The organism is Candidatus Arthromitus sp. SFB-turkey (assembly GCF_001655775.1).
Classification (GTDB): domain Bacteria; phylum Bacillota; class Clostridia; order Clostridiales; family Clostridiaceae; genus Dwaynesavagella; species Dwaynesavagella gallinarum.
Map to the genome: position 1 here is coordinate 1 of NZ_LXFF01000005.1, position 14,861 is coordinate 14,861.

At 24.8% G+C, this 14,861-nt stretch carries 16 protein-coding genes and 1 other RNA gene; 14 read left to right on the plus strand and 3 right to left on the minus strand.

All coding sequences use genetic code 11. From position 1 onward, the window contains the following. Positions 1–315 precede the first annotated feature (315 nt). The 9 genes from dnaG to rnpB all read left to right on the plus strand — a co-directional run. The coding region (gene dnaG, locus A6P36_RS08265) for a DNA primase (protein WP_242861585.1) at positions 316–1,277 on the plus strand (962 nt) is incomplete at its 3' end. A gap of 128 nt (positions 1,278–1,405) precedes the next feature. Next, the coding region (locus tag A6P36_RS08270; RefSeq protein WP_242861591.1) for a hypothetical protein at positions 1,406–1,575 on the plus strand (170 nt) is incomplete at its 3' end. Between the two features lie 75 nt (positions 1,576–1,650). Then, complete coding sequence (locus tag A6P36_RS08275) at positions 1,651–2,115, plus strand: DnaB-like helicase N-terminal domain-containing protein (protein WP_255363888.1); 465 nt, start codon at positions 1,651–1,653, stop codon at positions 2,113–2,115. A 22-nt stretch (positions 2,116–2,137) separates the two neighbouring features. Next, positions 2,138–3,211 carry an RNA polymerase sigma factor RpoD gene (gene rpoD, locus A6P36_RS00530; protein WP_082917501.1) on the plus strand — a complete coding sequence of 358 codons (1,074 nt, stop codon included), beginning with the start codon at positions 2,138–2,140 and terminating at the stop codon, positions 3,209–3,211. 43 nt (positions 3,212–3,254) lie between these two features. Next, positions 3,255–3,962, plus strand: coding sequence for a tRNA (adenine(22)-N(1))-methyltransferase (locus A6P36_RS00535; protein WP_066760259.1), 708 nt, complete (start codon positions 3,255–3,257; stop codon positions 3,960–3,962). Continuing rightward, a complete protein-coding gene (locus A6P36_RS00540; protein ID WP_066760260.1) occupies positions 3,959–4,756 on the plus strand; it encodes a Nif3-like dinuclear metal center hexameric protein in 798 nt (265 codons plus the stop codon). Before A6P36_RS00535 ends, A6P36_RS00540 begins: the two co-directional genes overlap by 4 nt. Positions 4,757–4,792: 36 nt before the next feature. Continuing rightward, positions 4,793–5,569: an alpha/beta hydrolase gene (locus A6P36_RS00545; RefSeq protein ID WP_066760261.1), complete on the plus strand. Its 777-nt coding sequence runs from the start codon at positions 4,793–4,795 to the stop codon at positions 5,567–5,569. 71 nt (positions 5,570–5,640) lie between these two features. Then, positions 5,641–6,180: a hypothetical protein gene (locus tag A6P36_RS00550; protein ID WP_082917504.1), complete on the plus strand. Its 540-nt coding sequence runs from the start codon at positions 5,641–5,643 to the stop codon at positions 6,178–6,180. A 40-nt stretch (positions 6,181–6,220) separates the two neighbouring features. Then, an RNA gene (rnpB, locus tag A6P36_RS00555) (RNase P RNA component class A) lies at positions 6,221–6,560 on the plus strand. A gap of 40 nt (positions 6,561–6,600) precedes the next feature. On the opposite strand, the gene A6P36_RS00560 is transcribed toward rnpB, so the two are convergent. Continuing rightward, positions 6,601–7,983 (minus strand): dockerin type I domain-containing protein, encoded by a 1,383-nt coding sequence (locus tag A6P36_RS00560; protein WP_066760262.1) that lies wholly within the window; start codon positions 7,981–7,983, stop codon positions 6,601–6,603. Between the two features lie 152 nt (positions 7,984–8,135). Between A6P36_RS00560 and A6P36_RS00565 the strand changes: the two genes are divergently transcribed. Beyond that, positions 8,136–8,582 (plus strand): hypothetical protein, encoded by a 447-nt coding sequence (locus A6P36_RS00565; protein WP_066760263.1) that lies wholly within the window; start codon positions 8,136–8,138, stop codon positions 8,580–8,582. 52 nt (positions 8,583–8,634) lie between these two features. Here A6P36_RS00565 and A6P36_RS00570 read toward each other — a convergent pair whose 3' ends face one another. Further along, entirely contained in the window at positions 8,635–10,089 is a 1,455-nt protein-coding gene (locus A6P36_RS00570) for a nicotinate phosphoribosyltransferase (protein WP_066760264.1), read from the minus strand. Positions 10,090–10,241: 152 nt separating this feature from the next. Between A6P36_RS00570 and A6P36_RS00575 the strand changes: the two genes are divergently transcribed. Beyond that, positions 10,242–12,164, plus strand: coding sequence for an ATP-dependent helicase (locus tag A6P36_RS00575; protein ID WP_066760265.1), 1,923 nt, complete (start codon positions 10,242–10,244; stop codon positions 12,162–12,164). A 124-nt stretch (positions 12,165–12,288) separates the two neighbouring features. Further along, positions 12,289–13,161 (plus strand): branched-chain-amino-acid transaminase, encoded by an 873-nt coding sequence (gene ilvE / locus A6P36_RS00580; RefSeq protein WP_066760266.1) that lies wholly within the window; start codon positions 12,289–12,291, stop codon positions 13,159–13,161. 81 nt (positions 13,162–13,242) lie between these two features. Here the strand turns inward: ilvE and A6P36_RS08025 are convergent, their stop codons facing one another. Beyond that, positions 13,243–13,560 carry a hypothetical protein gene (locus A6P36_RS08025; protein WP_156507945.1) on the minus strand — a complete coding sequence of 106 codons (318 nt, stop codon included), beginning with the start codon at positions 13,558–13,560 and terminating at the stop codon, positions 13,243–13,245. A gap of 173 nt (positions 13,561–13,733) precedes the next feature. Between A6P36_RS08025 and A6P36_RS00590 the strand changes: the two genes are divergently transcribed. Beyond that, a complete protein-coding gene (locus A6P36_RS00590; protein WP_066760268.1) occupies positions 13,734–14,255 on the plus strand; it encodes an RNA polymerase sigma factor in 522 nt (173 codons plus the stop codon). Next, entirely contained in the window at positions 14,248–14,853 is a 606-nt protein-coding gene (locus A6P36_RS00595) for a hypothetical protein (protein WP_066760269.1), read from the plus strand. Before A6P36_RS00590 ends, A6P36_RS00595 begins: the two co-directional genes overlap by 8 nt. The last annotated feature ends 8 nt before the right edge of the window (positions 14,854–14,861 follow it).

Sequence of the window (14,861 nt, forward strand, 5' to 3'; positions counted from 1 at the left end):
TTTTATACATTATACATCCTTTAAAAAAATAAATATATAATTAGAATATTTTTAAAATTATTATATTATACATTATTTTTTTAAAATATAATTTAAGTTAAGAAGGAAATTTAAATTAAGTATAGAATATTATCTATGAGATAACATTTAAATGTTAATTTTTGTTATTTTTATGTAGAATTATGGAAATATGAATTTTTATATTTTTTTATTAAAATTATTAATAAGGTATAATATTGTTTAAAATTGGAAAAATTAAAAAATAATTTATATTTTTGTTGTATTTATGTATTATTTTTAAAGGTGATTTTATAAATGAGAATTTCTGATGAGATAGTACAACAAGTTCGTGAAAGCAACGATATTATTGACGTTTTAGAGGAATATTTAACCTTTAAAAGGAATGGAGATAATTATTTAGCTCTGTGTCCATTTCATAGTGAAAAAACACCATCATTTGTGGCATCAAGAAAGAAACAAATTTTTAAATGTTTTGGTTGTGGTGAAAGTGGTAATGTAATATCGTTTGTTATGAAATATAAAAATTTAAATTTTGTCGAGTCTATTAAATTTCTTGCTTCTAAGGTAGGTATTGAAGTTGATTCAGACGTAAAAAATAATAGTTTAGATGAGTATTATAATATACTTGTTGATTCTGCTAAATATTTTTACATAAATTTAAAAAAAAATAATCAGATAAAGAAGTATTTGGTAGATAGAGGTTTGAAAGATTCTACTATAACTAAATTTGGATTAGGTTATTCTCCTAATTTTTTTAATTCTTTAAAAAAATATTTGCTTGATAAAGGATATAACATAAAAGTTCTTTTAGAGCTTGGGCTTGTTAATAATAAGAATGGAAAGTATTATGACAAGTTTATAGATAGAATAATATTTCCTATTTTTAATTATTCAGGCAGGGTAATTGGATTTGGTGGTAGAGTTATTAATGACAGATTGCCTAAATATTTAAATTCCAAGGAAAGTGTTGTTTTTAAAAAAGGAAGTAATTTATATGCTCTTAATTTTTTGTTAAAATCATCAAAATTATTTGATAGCATAATAGTGGTGGAAGGGTATATGGATTGTATTGCTTTACATAATCATGGCATAACGAATGTTGTGGCATCTCTTGGTACAGCTTTTACATTTGAACAGGCTAAGCTTTTGAGCAAGTATACAAATAGAATTTATTTATGTTTTGATGGAGATGATGCAGGAAAAAATGCTATTATAAGGACTTTTGATATATTTAAAAATTTTTTAAATCAAAATAGNNATTCAGTTTAATGGAGCTAAAGATCCAGATGAGTTTTTAAATAAATATGGCAATGAAAAGTTTGTTGATGTAATTAAAAATAGTAAGACTTTAGTAGAATATATATTTGAATTTTATAAGGAAAAAATTGATGTAACGACCAACTTAGGAAGAAAGAAGTATTTAAATATTGTTAAAAGTATAATTGACCAATTGGAATTAGTAGATAAAGAATATTATATTAAATTATTAAGTGATAATTTGAAAATTAAAGAAGAACTCATAATTGGTTATGTAAATAAAAATTTTAAAAATATNNAAATAAAAATTTTAAAAATATTTCAGATGATAAATATTTTGAGATAGAAGATAAAATAATTGAAAAAGCTCATATAAAAGCAGAAAAGCAATTATTAAATTTAATGTTAAATAGAGAATATTTAATGTATATCTTAAATAATAATGTGGATGAGAGTTTGTTTTCTATTGATACACACAAAAAAATTTTTAAAATTATAGTTGATTTTAATGATGAAGAAGATGAAATTTTAACATATTTAGAGAAAAAATTAAATACTTATGAAGAAATTAAAGTAGTAACATACTTTAAAGAAAATATAATGATTTACGATAATAACAATATTACTGATCAGATTGATGACTTTATAAAAGCTTTAAGAAAAAATATAATAAGTAATTTTAAAGAAAAGATTACACATATAATTAAAAAATATGAATCTGATGCTGATGAGAATAAGTTTATTGAATATTTGAGTATGTTTAATATGATTTCTAAGTTAGATGTTGAAGGAAGATTGTCGGAAGCTATAGATTTTATTAAAAGTTTTGAGGTGTGATTGTAGGAAGGAGGACAATTCTGTGAAGGATAATAGTTATGTGATGTCTGTCTTAAAAGGATTATTAACTAAGGGAAAAGAGTCAGGCGGATTATTATCCAAGGACATAATGGATGAATTGGAGGATGTAGATTTAACTCCTGAACATGTTGAAAAATTATATATTACTCTTGATAAAATGGGAATAGAAGTTGTAGATAATTTCTCTAATGAATTTGTAGAAGATTTGGATTTAAATTCTGTAATACCTGAAGGCATTACAATGGATGATCCTGTTAGGATGTATTTGAAAGAGATAGGAAGTGTTCAACTTCTTACATCTGAGGAGGAAATAGTTTTAGCAAAGAAAATAAAAAAGAATGATAGTGCATCTAAAATGGCTAGGAAAAAACTAGCTGAAGCTAATTTAAGATTAGTGGTAAGTATAGCGAAAAGATATGTTGGAAGAGGGATGCTTTTTTTAGATTTAATACAAGAAGGAAATTTAGGATTAATAAAAGCGGTTGAGAAATTTGATCATACTAAAGGATTTAAATTTAGTACTTATGCTACTTGGTGGATTAGACAATCAATAACTAGAGCTATAGCAGATCAAGCTAGAACAATTAGAATACCTGTGCATATGGTTGAGACTATAAATAAGTATACAAGAGTTTCTCGACAGTTGTTACAAGAATTAGGAAGGGATCCTCTTCCAGAAGAAATTGCAAAAGAAATGAATATGTCTGAAAGTAAAGTTAGGGATATAAGAAAAATAGCTCAGGAGCCAGTGTCTTTAGAAACTCCAATAGGAGAGGAAGAAGATAGTCATTTGGGGGATTTTATACCAGATGATGATGCACCTGCACCAGCAGAAGTTGCTGCGTTTACATTATTGAAAGAGCAATTAATGAATGTATTAGATACTCTTAGTGTAAGGGAAAAAAACGTTTTAAAACTTAGATTTGGATTAGATGATGGAAGGGCTAGAACACTTGAAGAAGTTGGAAAAGAATTCAAGGTAACTAGGGAGCGAATTAGGCAAATTGAAGCGAAAGCTTTGAGAAAATTAAGGCATCCAAGTAGAAGTAAAAAACTAAAAGATTATTTGGAGTAGCTTTTTTGCTGCTCTTTTATTATTTGTGGAGATATTTAAAATCATGAAATTAAGTAACAGAATAAACCATATAATCAGAATGTGTAATTCTATAGATACAATCATAGATGTAGGTTGTGATCATGGATATATATCAATTAATTTGATTAGAGAAAATAAATGTAAAAAATGTTATGCAGTAGATATAAATAGATTACCATTATTAAATGCTGAAAAGAATATAAAAAACAACAATTTAGAACTTTACATACAATGTATTCAATCAAATGGGTTTGATTTTTTAGATGAAGTTAGTGAAAATATTGGTTCAGTTATAGCAGGGATGGGTGGGAGTACAATAGCAAATATATTACAAAAAAATATGAGCAAGATATATAAAATGGATTATATTTTAATACAACCTAATTCTTATGCAAAAGATATACGAAAATTTTTAGTTAATAAAAAAATACATATCGAAAAAGAAGATGTAATGTTTAGTGAAGGAGTATACTACGAGTATATACTAATTTTTCCAAAACTACAAGGAATTTTAAGTAAAGAGTATCAAAATTTTTTGTTAGAATTTGGATATGATATTCCAACATGTGTTATGGATAATATTGATGGCAAGTATAATGAGTTTATATTGTACAAGATAAGAAAGTATGAAAAAGTTTTGTTGGAGATGAAAAATAGTAAATTAAAAAATTATGATAAATATGTGAGTTTTAAAAATAAAATTTTAATCCTTAGGAGGTGTATTAGATGAATATTAAAGAGTTTATAAATAAATTTGAGAGAATTATTCCAAATAATTTAGCACTATCTTTTGATAATGTTGGTCTTTTAATTGGAAGCGAAGAACGTGAAATTACTGGAATTTATGTTTGTTTAGATATAAACGATGATATAATTGAGTATGTTAGAAGACATAATATCAATACTATTATTTCTCATCATCCAATTATATTTAATTCATTAAAGCAAGTTGTGGATGATAAATCTGTATCTAGAAAAATAATGAAGTGTATTTCTTATGATATAAATGTGATATCTTATCATACTAATTTGGATGCTGCTATCAATGGAATGAATGATAAATTGGTTGACATTTTAAATTTTGAGTATAAAAGTATAGAAATATTGGAATTAAATAGTATAAATAGTAAATGTGGTATAGGAAGAATTTTAAATTTAAAAAAATCATTAGATATTATGTTTATTATTGATGAGATTAAGAAAAAATTTAATATAGGTAAATTAAAATTTGTAGATTCTGGAAATAAGGAAATTAATAAAGTGTGTGTTATAAACGGATCAGGAAACAGTATGATTAAAACTTGTTTTGGTAAAAATATAGATTTAGTTATAACTGGAGATATTACATATCATACAGCATTTGAATCAATAGAAAATAAAGTAAGTCTGATTGATATGGGACATTTCAATTCCGAGAATATTGTTTATATCGAAGTTATGAAGAATTTTATTCAAGATATAATTGAAAAAGATATTAGTGTTTACTATGATAGTTTGTTAACTGATGTTTATAAGTACGTATAACCTAAGAGATAGTAGTATATTTATCTGGAGGTAATAATGGAGATTAAATTAAAGAAGTTTAAATCTGTTTTGTTGGTTAGTTTCATAATTTTAATGTTAGCTTTTCTAGGATTTTATTTGAGTATTTATAGACCTAAATTTGATTTAAACATATTTAATAGTTATGAATCTGAGTATTTGAATTTTATCGAAAATAGTAGATACATATTTATGACACCTAAAAATAATGTGGGTATTGATACAGGTATAATTTTTTACCCTGGGGGTTTAGTTGATGAAAAATCTTATTTGCCATTGTTGGTAGAATTATGTAAAGATGGGTATGGTGTATATATTTTAAAATCACCATTTAAGTTGCCAATTTTAAATCAAGATGGTGCAGAAAAGATTATTAAAGAAAATTATTTTAGTAAATATGTTTTAATGGGACATTCTTTAGGTGGAACATCCATGCTTAAATATTTTTCTAAACAGACAGAATTATCTAACAAAATTGAAGATATAATTTTGTTAGCTTCTTATAGTGATGGAAGTTATATTTTCGATTCTACTAAAAATGATAATTATAGAAGAGATATTGATATGTTGTCTATAGTTGGGACTAATGATAAAATTATAGATATTGAAAAATACGAATATGATAAGAGTAATTTAGATAGAGATACCAAATATTTATTTATAGATGGTGGAAATCATTCTTATTTCAGTAATTATGGTAAGCAACATAATGATGGTGAAGCAACAATTTCTATAGAACAGCAACAGCATTTTGTGTTAAATGAAGTTGAAAAGTTTTTGAATGAATCTAAATGAATTAGATTCATTTTTTTGTTTTTATATAATATATTTTTACATGAATCTGTTATTTATTAGGAGAAAAAATTATGAATAAACAGTGTGGAATTATGAAAATAATTTTATTATTAGGAGCAGGAGTTGGAATAAAAATTTTAATGGATATGGTGAATAATATGAGATTTAATAATGCAGAATTAAATTATTTGGTTGCTAATGATGATTTTAGTTCTTTCAAAGTTACAAATTCTAGTAGTAGAGATGAAGTTAAAAATGTTATTTCTAGGGTTTATAAAAATATTTTAAAAAGTAGTGTTAATTCTAGTACATTGAATTTATGGACTAATAAATTGTTGGCGAAACAATCAACTTTGTATGATTTTTTAGTTTCAGTTATTACACCTAAAATAAATTTGTTGAATACAACAACTTTAGCCCAATCGTTATATTTAAGCGTTTTAAATAGACAGGCGACTATTAATGAATATTCAAAATTAATTTCAGTATTTAATGAAGAACTTAGACAATATGGATCAAAAGAGAGAGCTTTGAAAAAAATGTTAACTTATTTTGTTAAAATGAGTTCAGTCGTTAGCTATTGTAATAAATTAGGTATAAAAGCAATTTAAATATTTGATTTAAATTAATTTATTTGTTAGAATAAATTTTAGAGTAAATCAGACAATCGCTGCTTAAGATTTTTAAGGAGAGGAAAGTCCGAGCTCCATAGGGCAGGGTGCTTGGTAACACCAAGTGGAGGCGACTCTAAGGAAAGTGCAACAGAAATAAACCGCCTATTTTATAGGTAAGGATGGAAAGGCGAGGTAAGAGCTCACCAGCAGTATGGTGACATACTGGCTATGTAAACCCCACCTGGAGCAAGACTGAATAGGATAGCGTTAAGGTTGCCCGCTTTGCTATCGGGTATGTCGCTCGAGTCTATTGGTGACAATAGACCTAGATAGATGATTGTCTAATACAGAACTCGGCTTATAGATTTGCTCTAAATTTTAAAAAAAGAGATACATTATTAAAATGTATCTCTTTTTTTAGTAAAATAATTCTCTTTTATAAATTCTCAGAATCTCATTTTTTTCATTTTCTAATCTATTTTTTATACCATTGTATAGTGAAACTACACCTGGATTTGTACTGTTAGGAGGGTAGGATTTAGCAATCATATTTAAACGTTCTTCATATACTTTTGCTATAATATCTTCTATATTTGTAGCTAATGGTATTTTTTTAAAAATATTTACAGCTCCGCTAGCTCCATGTTGAACTGAAGTTGACCAAATCATATTAGATGTAGAGTTGAAATCTAATAAATAATCTATATTTAAGTTGTTTTTCTTTACAAGAGTTGAAAATGAGTCAAAATAATTACGTTTTATAAAAGATCTTTGTAATTCATAAAATGTATCGTAATAATTATCTGCAACTTCTTTCCATTTTTCTATAAAATTTTCACCAAAAGTGTTTTTGTCTTGTTTTTTAGCTTCTGTAAGTATCACATAAATTTCAGAATTTTTATTTTTTATAAAATCTAAAAATTCGTCAACACTTCCCATTTTACTTGAAAGTTGCCATACTCCAAAAGATGCTCCTCCTTTATCATTTGGGTTTAAGCCGACTGCTCCAGGATCTCCATTTGATTCTTCTCGTGCAGATATATATCCTAATTGAGAATTTGATATATCATCTTGAATTATGTCTAAGTAACTTGGGATATATCCATTATGGACATTATTTTCAGAATCATAGTATGAAACTTTATAAAAACCTCTAACTATAGAGTTAACTTCAACTAGAGTTCCGTCTGGAATCATTAAATCCGTTCTTGCATCCATTCTTGGTTCACTTCTTAAGTTGACAGAAGTTCTTGTAACTCCAATTATTTTTCTATAGTTTAAATTTTTATTATAAATGATGTTACCATTTTTAGATACAACAATTGAATTATTTATGTTATAAGCATTTTTTACAGCTTCACGTATACTTTTTCCTGTGCTGTGCACTTCATTGTTTGAATATATGAAGTAATTTTCATTATTCCAAACTAAATTATCGTTTGATTTTACAACACCACCATTTTGTGCTGCGAGAGATATTGCGTTTAGTAAATTGTTTTTCGTAAAAGTCCCTAAAACTGAATCGTTTTTGAATACTGTGAAAACATGATCTCCAATTTCGTTTGAATGTATTTGCTTTGCTAGTATTGCTAGGTCAACTGCATCAATTATTCCATCTCTATTTAAATCATATTTTTCTTCATTTGATCCGAAGAAAATTGAAAGTGTTTCTAAGTCTTTTGAATCTATTATGCCATCGTTATTAAGGTCGAAATTTTGAGCGTGTGCAGGCATTGTACAAAAAAATACATAAATTATTGATGAAAGTAGAAATATTTTTGGCAGTAGTTTTAATAACATATTAACCCCCTAAAATATAAAAACAATTACATCTATTAGTTTTATTATCTACAAAAAAATAAAAAAAATTTAAATTATTATTACTAAAACACCAAAATATTGTTAATAAATAAAATAATTGTATAAGCAAGTTTTGGAAATTGGAGATTATAATGTATGGTGATTTAATAGAAAATTTTTCTGTATTTATATGGTTCTTGATATTTATTATATTTTTTTTTATAGAAAGTAAAAGAAAAGATATATTGTTTATATATTTTTCTATTGCTTCATTTTTATCTGGAATATCAGCTATTTTTACAAAAGATGTTGAAGTTCAAATAGTAATTTTTATAATATCTTCTTTAATTTTTATAATTTTTTTGAAAATAATTGTAGATAGAATTGTTGAAAGTAATTTCAAGTTTAAGCACAAAAAGTATATTGAAGATAGATTTTGTATAATTGTTAAAGAAGAAGATGAAAAATTATTTTTATATAAAGTTATAACTAAAAGTGGAATTTATATTGCAAAGTATATATCAAAACAGGAGAATCCTAGAAAATTTAAAATTTGTAGTATTATACATGATGATGGAAAGATTATTTTGATAAAATAAAATTATATGCTTTTTTGTATTTCAAAAAAGCATATAATAAATTTAAAAATGTTTATATATAATCGTTTGAATGTTTATTCAATAATTCTTGATTACTTTTCCATAATTTTTCTGATAAATCTACAAAATATGTTTGTGGATTTTCAAGTCTTATTATTTCAGGCCAAAGCTTTGAAAGTTCTCTATTTTTTATAGATTGTATTTCCATAACATTTGGAGATTTATAAATACATTTTCCTTTATCAAATATTTTTTTGTGAAGTTTTATGGTATAAAAATTTTTAACCACTTTCTTTTTCCAAGTAAAGGTTGGATCAAATAAAGTAAGAGGTTTTGTTTCGTCGATTATTTCATCGAAATCTGTTATCAAGTCTGCTATAGCCATATCATTTGAAGAATCAAAAATTCTATAAACAGTTTTAAATCCAGAAATAGTTATTTTATTGTTGTTTTCACTAATTTTAATTTTAGGTATTAAATTGTTATCTTCATCATATAAGGCACAAAGTTTATACACTCCACCTAAAATAGGTTCACTTTTTGAAGTTATAAGACGCTCACCAACTCCAAAAATGTCTACTTCTGCTCCTTCTGATAAAACATTTGTTATTATGTGTTCATCTAAAGAATTAGAAACGATAATTTTTGCATTTTTAAATCCTTCATCATTTAAAACTTTTCTAACTTTTTTTGTTAAATAAGTAATGTCTCCACTATCAATTCTTACTCCAAAATTTTTAGATTTGGAGGATATTTCTTTAAAAATCTTTATTGCATTTGGTAACCCAGATTTTAAAACATTATATGTATCAATTAGCAGTATGCAGTTATTAGGTGAGTATTCTGCCCATGTTTTGAAGGCTTCATATTCATTGTCAAACATTTGAACCCAACTATGGGACATTGTACCGAAGGAAGGTACATTAAACATTTTTTCAGCAAGTGTGCATGAAGTTCCAATACATCCACCTATTATTGAAGCTCTTGCACCATATATTGCACCATCATATCCTTGAGCTCTTCTTGATCCAAATTCTAGAACATTTCTATGATTTGCAGCTATACAAATTCTACTAGCTTTTGTTGCTATGAGAATTTGATGATTTAATGTAAGAAGCAACATAGTTTCTATTAATAAACATTCAAGTATAGGTCCTCGAACAGTTAAAATTGGCTCTTTTGGAAATATTGGATATCCTTCTTCTATTGCAAAAATATCACAAGAAAATTTGAAATTTTTCAAATATTCCAAAAATTTTTCATTAAAAATGTTTTTACTTCTTAAGAAATTTATATCATCTTCAGAAAAATTAAGATTTTTAATAAAATCTATAACTTGTTCAAGTCCAGCCATTATACAATATCCGCCATTATCTGGAATACTTCTAAAAAATACGTCAAAACAAGCGATTTTATTTTGTTTGTTATCAAGTATAAAATTATTAGACATTGTCAATTCATAGAAATCAATTAGAAGAGAAAGATTTCTTTCATTTTTATCAAACATAAAAATAAACACTCTCCAAAAATTATTATAACTATGATAGTAATTGCAAATAGAAAAATTTTCAATAAAAATTATCTATATTTATTAAAAAATGTTTAAAATTTGTAATTCTTGGAATAATTTTAAAAAATATAAAAGTTAGAGGTGAGAACATGTTTGATGAATACCAAAATAAAGCTATTTTTTGTAATGAAGATAAGGTATTATTGGTTGCATCTCCTGGAAGTGGAAAAACGACAGTTATTATAGAAAAACTTATAAAATTGATTGGAGAAGGAGTAAATGGTGATAACATTTTATTAATCACATTTACTAGAAAAGCCTGCGAAAATATGAAATCTAGATTTATTAAAAAGGTTAGCACATCAACGTTACCAAACTTTTATACTTTTCATGGATTGTTTTATAAGATAGTTAAGGAAAATATAAAATCTGATATAGACATAATAGATGAGAGTTTAATAGAAGAATTTTTAAAAAATTGTTTGAAGAAATATGTTGATGTTGTTACCGAATATAAGATTAAATCTGTTATTTGTGAATTGAATAGATTTAATAGTAGTAATAAGTCTATTGAAGATTTTGATACTAGTTTATCTAAAGATTTTTTAAGTTATATAGTTAAAGAATATAAAAAGTTTAAATTAAAAAATGAATTATTTGATTTCAATGATTTAGCCATTGAAGTTTTAAATTTATTTGATAAAAGAGAAGACATTTTGAATTTATATAGAGAAAAATTTAAGTACATATTGGTTGATGAGTTTCAAGATTGTGATGATATACAATTTAAAATTTTAAAAATGTTAAGTGAAAATTCTAAACTTTTTTGTGTTGGTGATGAGGATCAAAGTATTTACCAGTTTAGGGGAGCTAATCCTAGTATAATGGTAAATTTTTGTAAAATATTTAAAAATAGTAAAAAATATTATTTGAAATATAATTACAGATCAAAATATTCAATTATTGATTTTTCACGTAATGTTATTTTGAACAATAAAATAAGAAATGAAAAACAATTAATTGGAAAAAAAATTGAAGAAGGTGAAGTTATTTGTAAAAAGTTTTTAGAAGATATAGAGCAAGGAACTTATATAGTTAATGACATTGAATGTATAATGAAAAATGGCGGAGAACTAAGTGATTTTGCAGTATTGTATAGAAATCATAGTGATTCTTTCAGTGTATTGAGTGAATTTATTAAAAGAAATATAAAAATTAATTTTTTAGATAGTAATTTTAATATATTTGAGCAATTTTATATAAAAGATATAATAAATTTGCTCTTATTTATAGATGAGTGTACTATAAATAATTTTGAGAAAATTTATAATAAGATAACATTTATTTTTAGTAGGAAGATAATTAATATTATAAAAAAATATGATTATAATGCAGATGTTTTTAGTGTTGTTAATTCCAATATTGATAAATTAAGCACAAGTGATAAAAGAAGTATATATAATTTAGAAAAAATTATTAGTAGGTTAAAGAAATATCCTTTAGAAAGCAAAATAAAAGGGGTTTTAAACAAATTAGGCTATTTAACTTACATTAATAACATTATTACTTCTAAATCTTTAGATGGAGAGGAAGTAAAATATTTTATAAAATATTTTTACAACTTAATGCTTAAATTTAATTCTATAGGTGAATTTGATAAAAGTGTAAGTTCTATTAATTCTATTCATGGAGTTAATTTTGGAACTATTCATTCTTCTAAAGGTATGGAGTTTAAATGCGTTTATATAATAAATGCTCAAAAATTTAAAGATCAAGTTACAAACAGTAATATAAATGTATTCTACGATGAAGAAGAAGAGCGAAGAATATTTTATGTTGGTATAACCAGAGCAATAGATAGATTGAGAATTTTATCACCATATTTTATAAATGGAAAATTTAACGATGAACCATTAAAATTTATAGGTGAAGGTTTAATGAATTTTAGATACGGAAAATTTGGAATTAATGAAAATGATAAGATCAAGAAAATTTCTAAAACTAAAGTGTTATTTTATAACAATGGTAAAAAGAAGCGAATGAATACAAAAGATTATTTAAATATCACATAGAATTTTATTTAAAGGCAATTTATTTTATTGAATTGCCCTTATTTTTTTGAAAAAATATATGGTAAAGTATTGATGCGAAAAGTGTTATAATGTAATTAAAAATTTTGTTAGGAGTGTTAGAGTAGTGGATGAATTAATTGTTTATGTAAATGGAAAATATGTTAAAAAAAGTGATGCAACAATTTCTGTATTTGATAGGGGACTTTTATATGGAGATGGTTTTTTTGAAGGGATAAGAATATATAATGGTAAAATTTTTATGGGTAATGAACATATAGATAGATTTTTTGATGCTGCTAAGTATACGATGATGATTTTAAAACATACAAAAGAAGAATTGATAGAAATCATTAATGAGCTTATAAAAATAAATAATATAAAAGATGGGTACATAAGGCTTATTGCTACTAGAGGCTCCTATAATTTAGGAATTACACCGCCAGATGATGAATTGATTAATCCAACTCTTGTTTGTATTGCTTCAAATATAAGCATGTACAAAAAAGAGTTTTACGAGTTAGGCATTAATGTTATTTTTTCGTCTTTTATTAGAATGAGTCCTTCAATGCTTGATCCACAATGTAAATCTCTTAATTATATGTTAAATGTTTTAGCAAAAATAGAAGCTAGTAAAAGGAATGCACAAGAAGCGATTTTTTTAAATAATGTTGGAGTTGTTACTGAGTGTACAGGAGACAATATTTTTATAATAAAAGATAATAAAGTTTATACACCACCAATTCATGTTGGAATTTTAAATGGTATAACTAGAATTTTGGTAATTAAACTTTTAAGAGAATTAGGATACGAGGTTTATGAGCAAGAATTCACACGTTTTAATGTGTATTCTGCAGATGAATGTTTCCTTACAGGCACAGCAGCAGAAGTCGTAGGAGTTGTTTCTGTAGATGATAGAACAATAGGTGATGGAAAAGTTGGAATTAATACGAAACGTATAATGGAAGAATTTAAAAAATATATAAATAAAGTTTGTTAATTAGATTGTAAAATTAAATCTCTATGATATGTTTTAAAATTTATCATAGAGATTTTTTATGTAGATTATATTTATTAAGTTTTAATGAGGGAAATATGTATGTTTAAATTGTATTTTGTTTGATTGAGGAGGGTTGTATGGTTGTACAATTTCAACTCCTCTTGAAAATGATGATGTAGACTGTAATACGGTAGTTCTTCCTAAAGCTCTATTTTTACGCAAGTTAGATAAGACAGCTGCAGGAGTACCAGATGTAGTATCTAAAATAATAGTTTTTGATGTATATGCCATTCTGCTTGTTGTATATATGGATTTGTATATAGTAGCATTTGCTAGAATTGGAGCTGTAACATTTAGCATCGAAATAGCTGACCCAATTTTTAGAAGCTTTTTATTCATTAATTTATCACCTCTATTCAATAAAATATTAATATAATTTTAAACAATTTTCAATATTTTTTAATAAATTATTGATTTTATTTCGAAAAATATTTAAAATTTTAATTTTAAATTACAACAAAATATAAAAATGGTATAATTTATTTAGAATTTTATTTTGGGGGAAATTTATTATGGATGAAAAAGATTCTGAGGTAGTTGTTCAGTATTTAAAGAGAAAACGTCTTGAAGAATATTTAATAGAAAATCAAAAATATTTGTATAGAATAGCTTTTAGTTATGTAAAAAATACAGATGATGCATTCGAAATAGTTCAAAATACGATATATAAATCGTTATCATCTATAAAATTACTTAAAGATATAAATTCTTTAAAACCTTGGGTTACAAGAATACTTGTAAATAATTGTTTTGATTTTCTGAAGAGTAACAGTAAAATAATATTAAGTGATGAAGTTTTTGAAAAAACTAATGATGATAATAAAAATATTTTAGATAAAATTGTTTTAAAGAAAGCTTTAGATAAATTATCTCCTAAACTTAAAATAATAATTATTTTAAGATTTTTCGAAGATTTTAAAATAAAAGATATTTCTCAAGTTTTAGATATGAAAGAAAATACGGTAAAAACTAATTTGTATAAAGCGTTAAAAATATTAAAAATTAATCTTGGGGAGGATTTGGCTAATGTATAGCAATAAAGATTTAGAATTTTTAAAGCATGAATACATGGAGCAAGATTATCCAGAAGATTTAAATAATCATATTTTAACCTGTATTGCTAAGTCATCTTTGAATTCAAGTTCACAGGAAGTGCACAAGAAAAGTAATATTTATATGAAATTTGCATTGGTTGCATGTTTGTCTATTGCTATGTTTTCAGTATTTCAAAATAGAGGTGGTGATGTAAATCTTGATAAAAATAAAATTGTAACCACAAGAAGTGTTTTTCCAGAAACTAATTATTTATCTGAGGAAGATTCTGTGTATAAGATTTTTGAAAATGATAGTATAATTTCAATATATCCAAGTAACAAAGAAATAACTATTGAAGATAAAATTTATAATATTGATAAAGTTAATGGAAATATGATTGAATTGAAAGATATTTTAGTAGATGATGTAAGAGCTGTTGAAATTGAAGAAATTTTAAAAGATATACTTGAGGATGAAAATAGTAAATTTTATATTGATTTTGATGGAACATATGTAATTATCGGTATGGGAAGTTTGGTTAGGGTTGATACAATTTTGCAAAATAAAATATTTAAAACAGAATACATTTTGAAATAAGAGTCAGT

Bases quoted from the DNA above. Each gene is read 5' to 3' on its own strand.
- A6P36_RS00535 (WP_066760259.1), top strand. From the start codon at position 3,255: ATGAAATTAAGTAACAGAATAAACCATATAATCAGAATGTGTAATTCT.
- A6P36_RS00540 (WP_066760260.1), top strand. From the start codon at position 3,959: ATGAATATTAAAGAGTTTATAAATAAATTTGAGAGAATTATTCCAAAT.
- A6P36_RS00545 (WP_066760261.1), top strand. From the start codon at position 4,793: ATGGAGATTAAATTAAAGAAGTTTAAATCTGTTTTGTTGGTTAGTTTC.
- A6P36_RS00550 (WP_082917504.1), top strand. From the start codon at position 5,641: ATGAATAAACAGTGTGGAATTATGAAAATAATTTTATTATTAGGAGCA.
- A6P36_RS00560 (WP_066760262.1), bottom strand. From the start codon at position 7,983: ATGTTATTAAAACTACTGCCAAAAATATTTCTACTTTCATCAATAATT.
- A6P36_RS00565 (WP_066760263.1), top strand. From the start codon at position 8,136: ATGTATGGTGATTTAATAGAAAATTTTTCTGTATTTATATGGTTCTTG.
- A6P36_RS00570 (WP_066760264.1), bottom strand. From the start codon at position 10,089: ATGTTTGATAAAAATGAAAGAAATCTTTCTCTTCTAATTGATTTCTAT.
- A6P36_RS00575 (WP_066760265.1), top strand. From the start codon at position 10,242: ATGTTTGATGAATACCAAAATAAAGCTATTTTTTGTAATGAAGATAAG.
- A6P36_RS08025 (WP_156507945.1), bottom strand. From the start codon at position 13,560: ATGAATAAAAAGCTTCTAAAAATTGGGTCAGCTATTTCGATGCTAAAT.
- A6P36_RS00590 (WP_066760268.1), top strand. From the start codon at position 13,734: ATGGATGAAAAAGATTCTGAGGTAGTTGTTCAGTATTTAAAGAGAAAA.
- A6P36_RS00595 (WP_066760269.1), top strand. From the start codon at position 14,248: ATGTATAGCAATAAAGATTTAGAATTTTTAAAGCATGAATACATGGAG.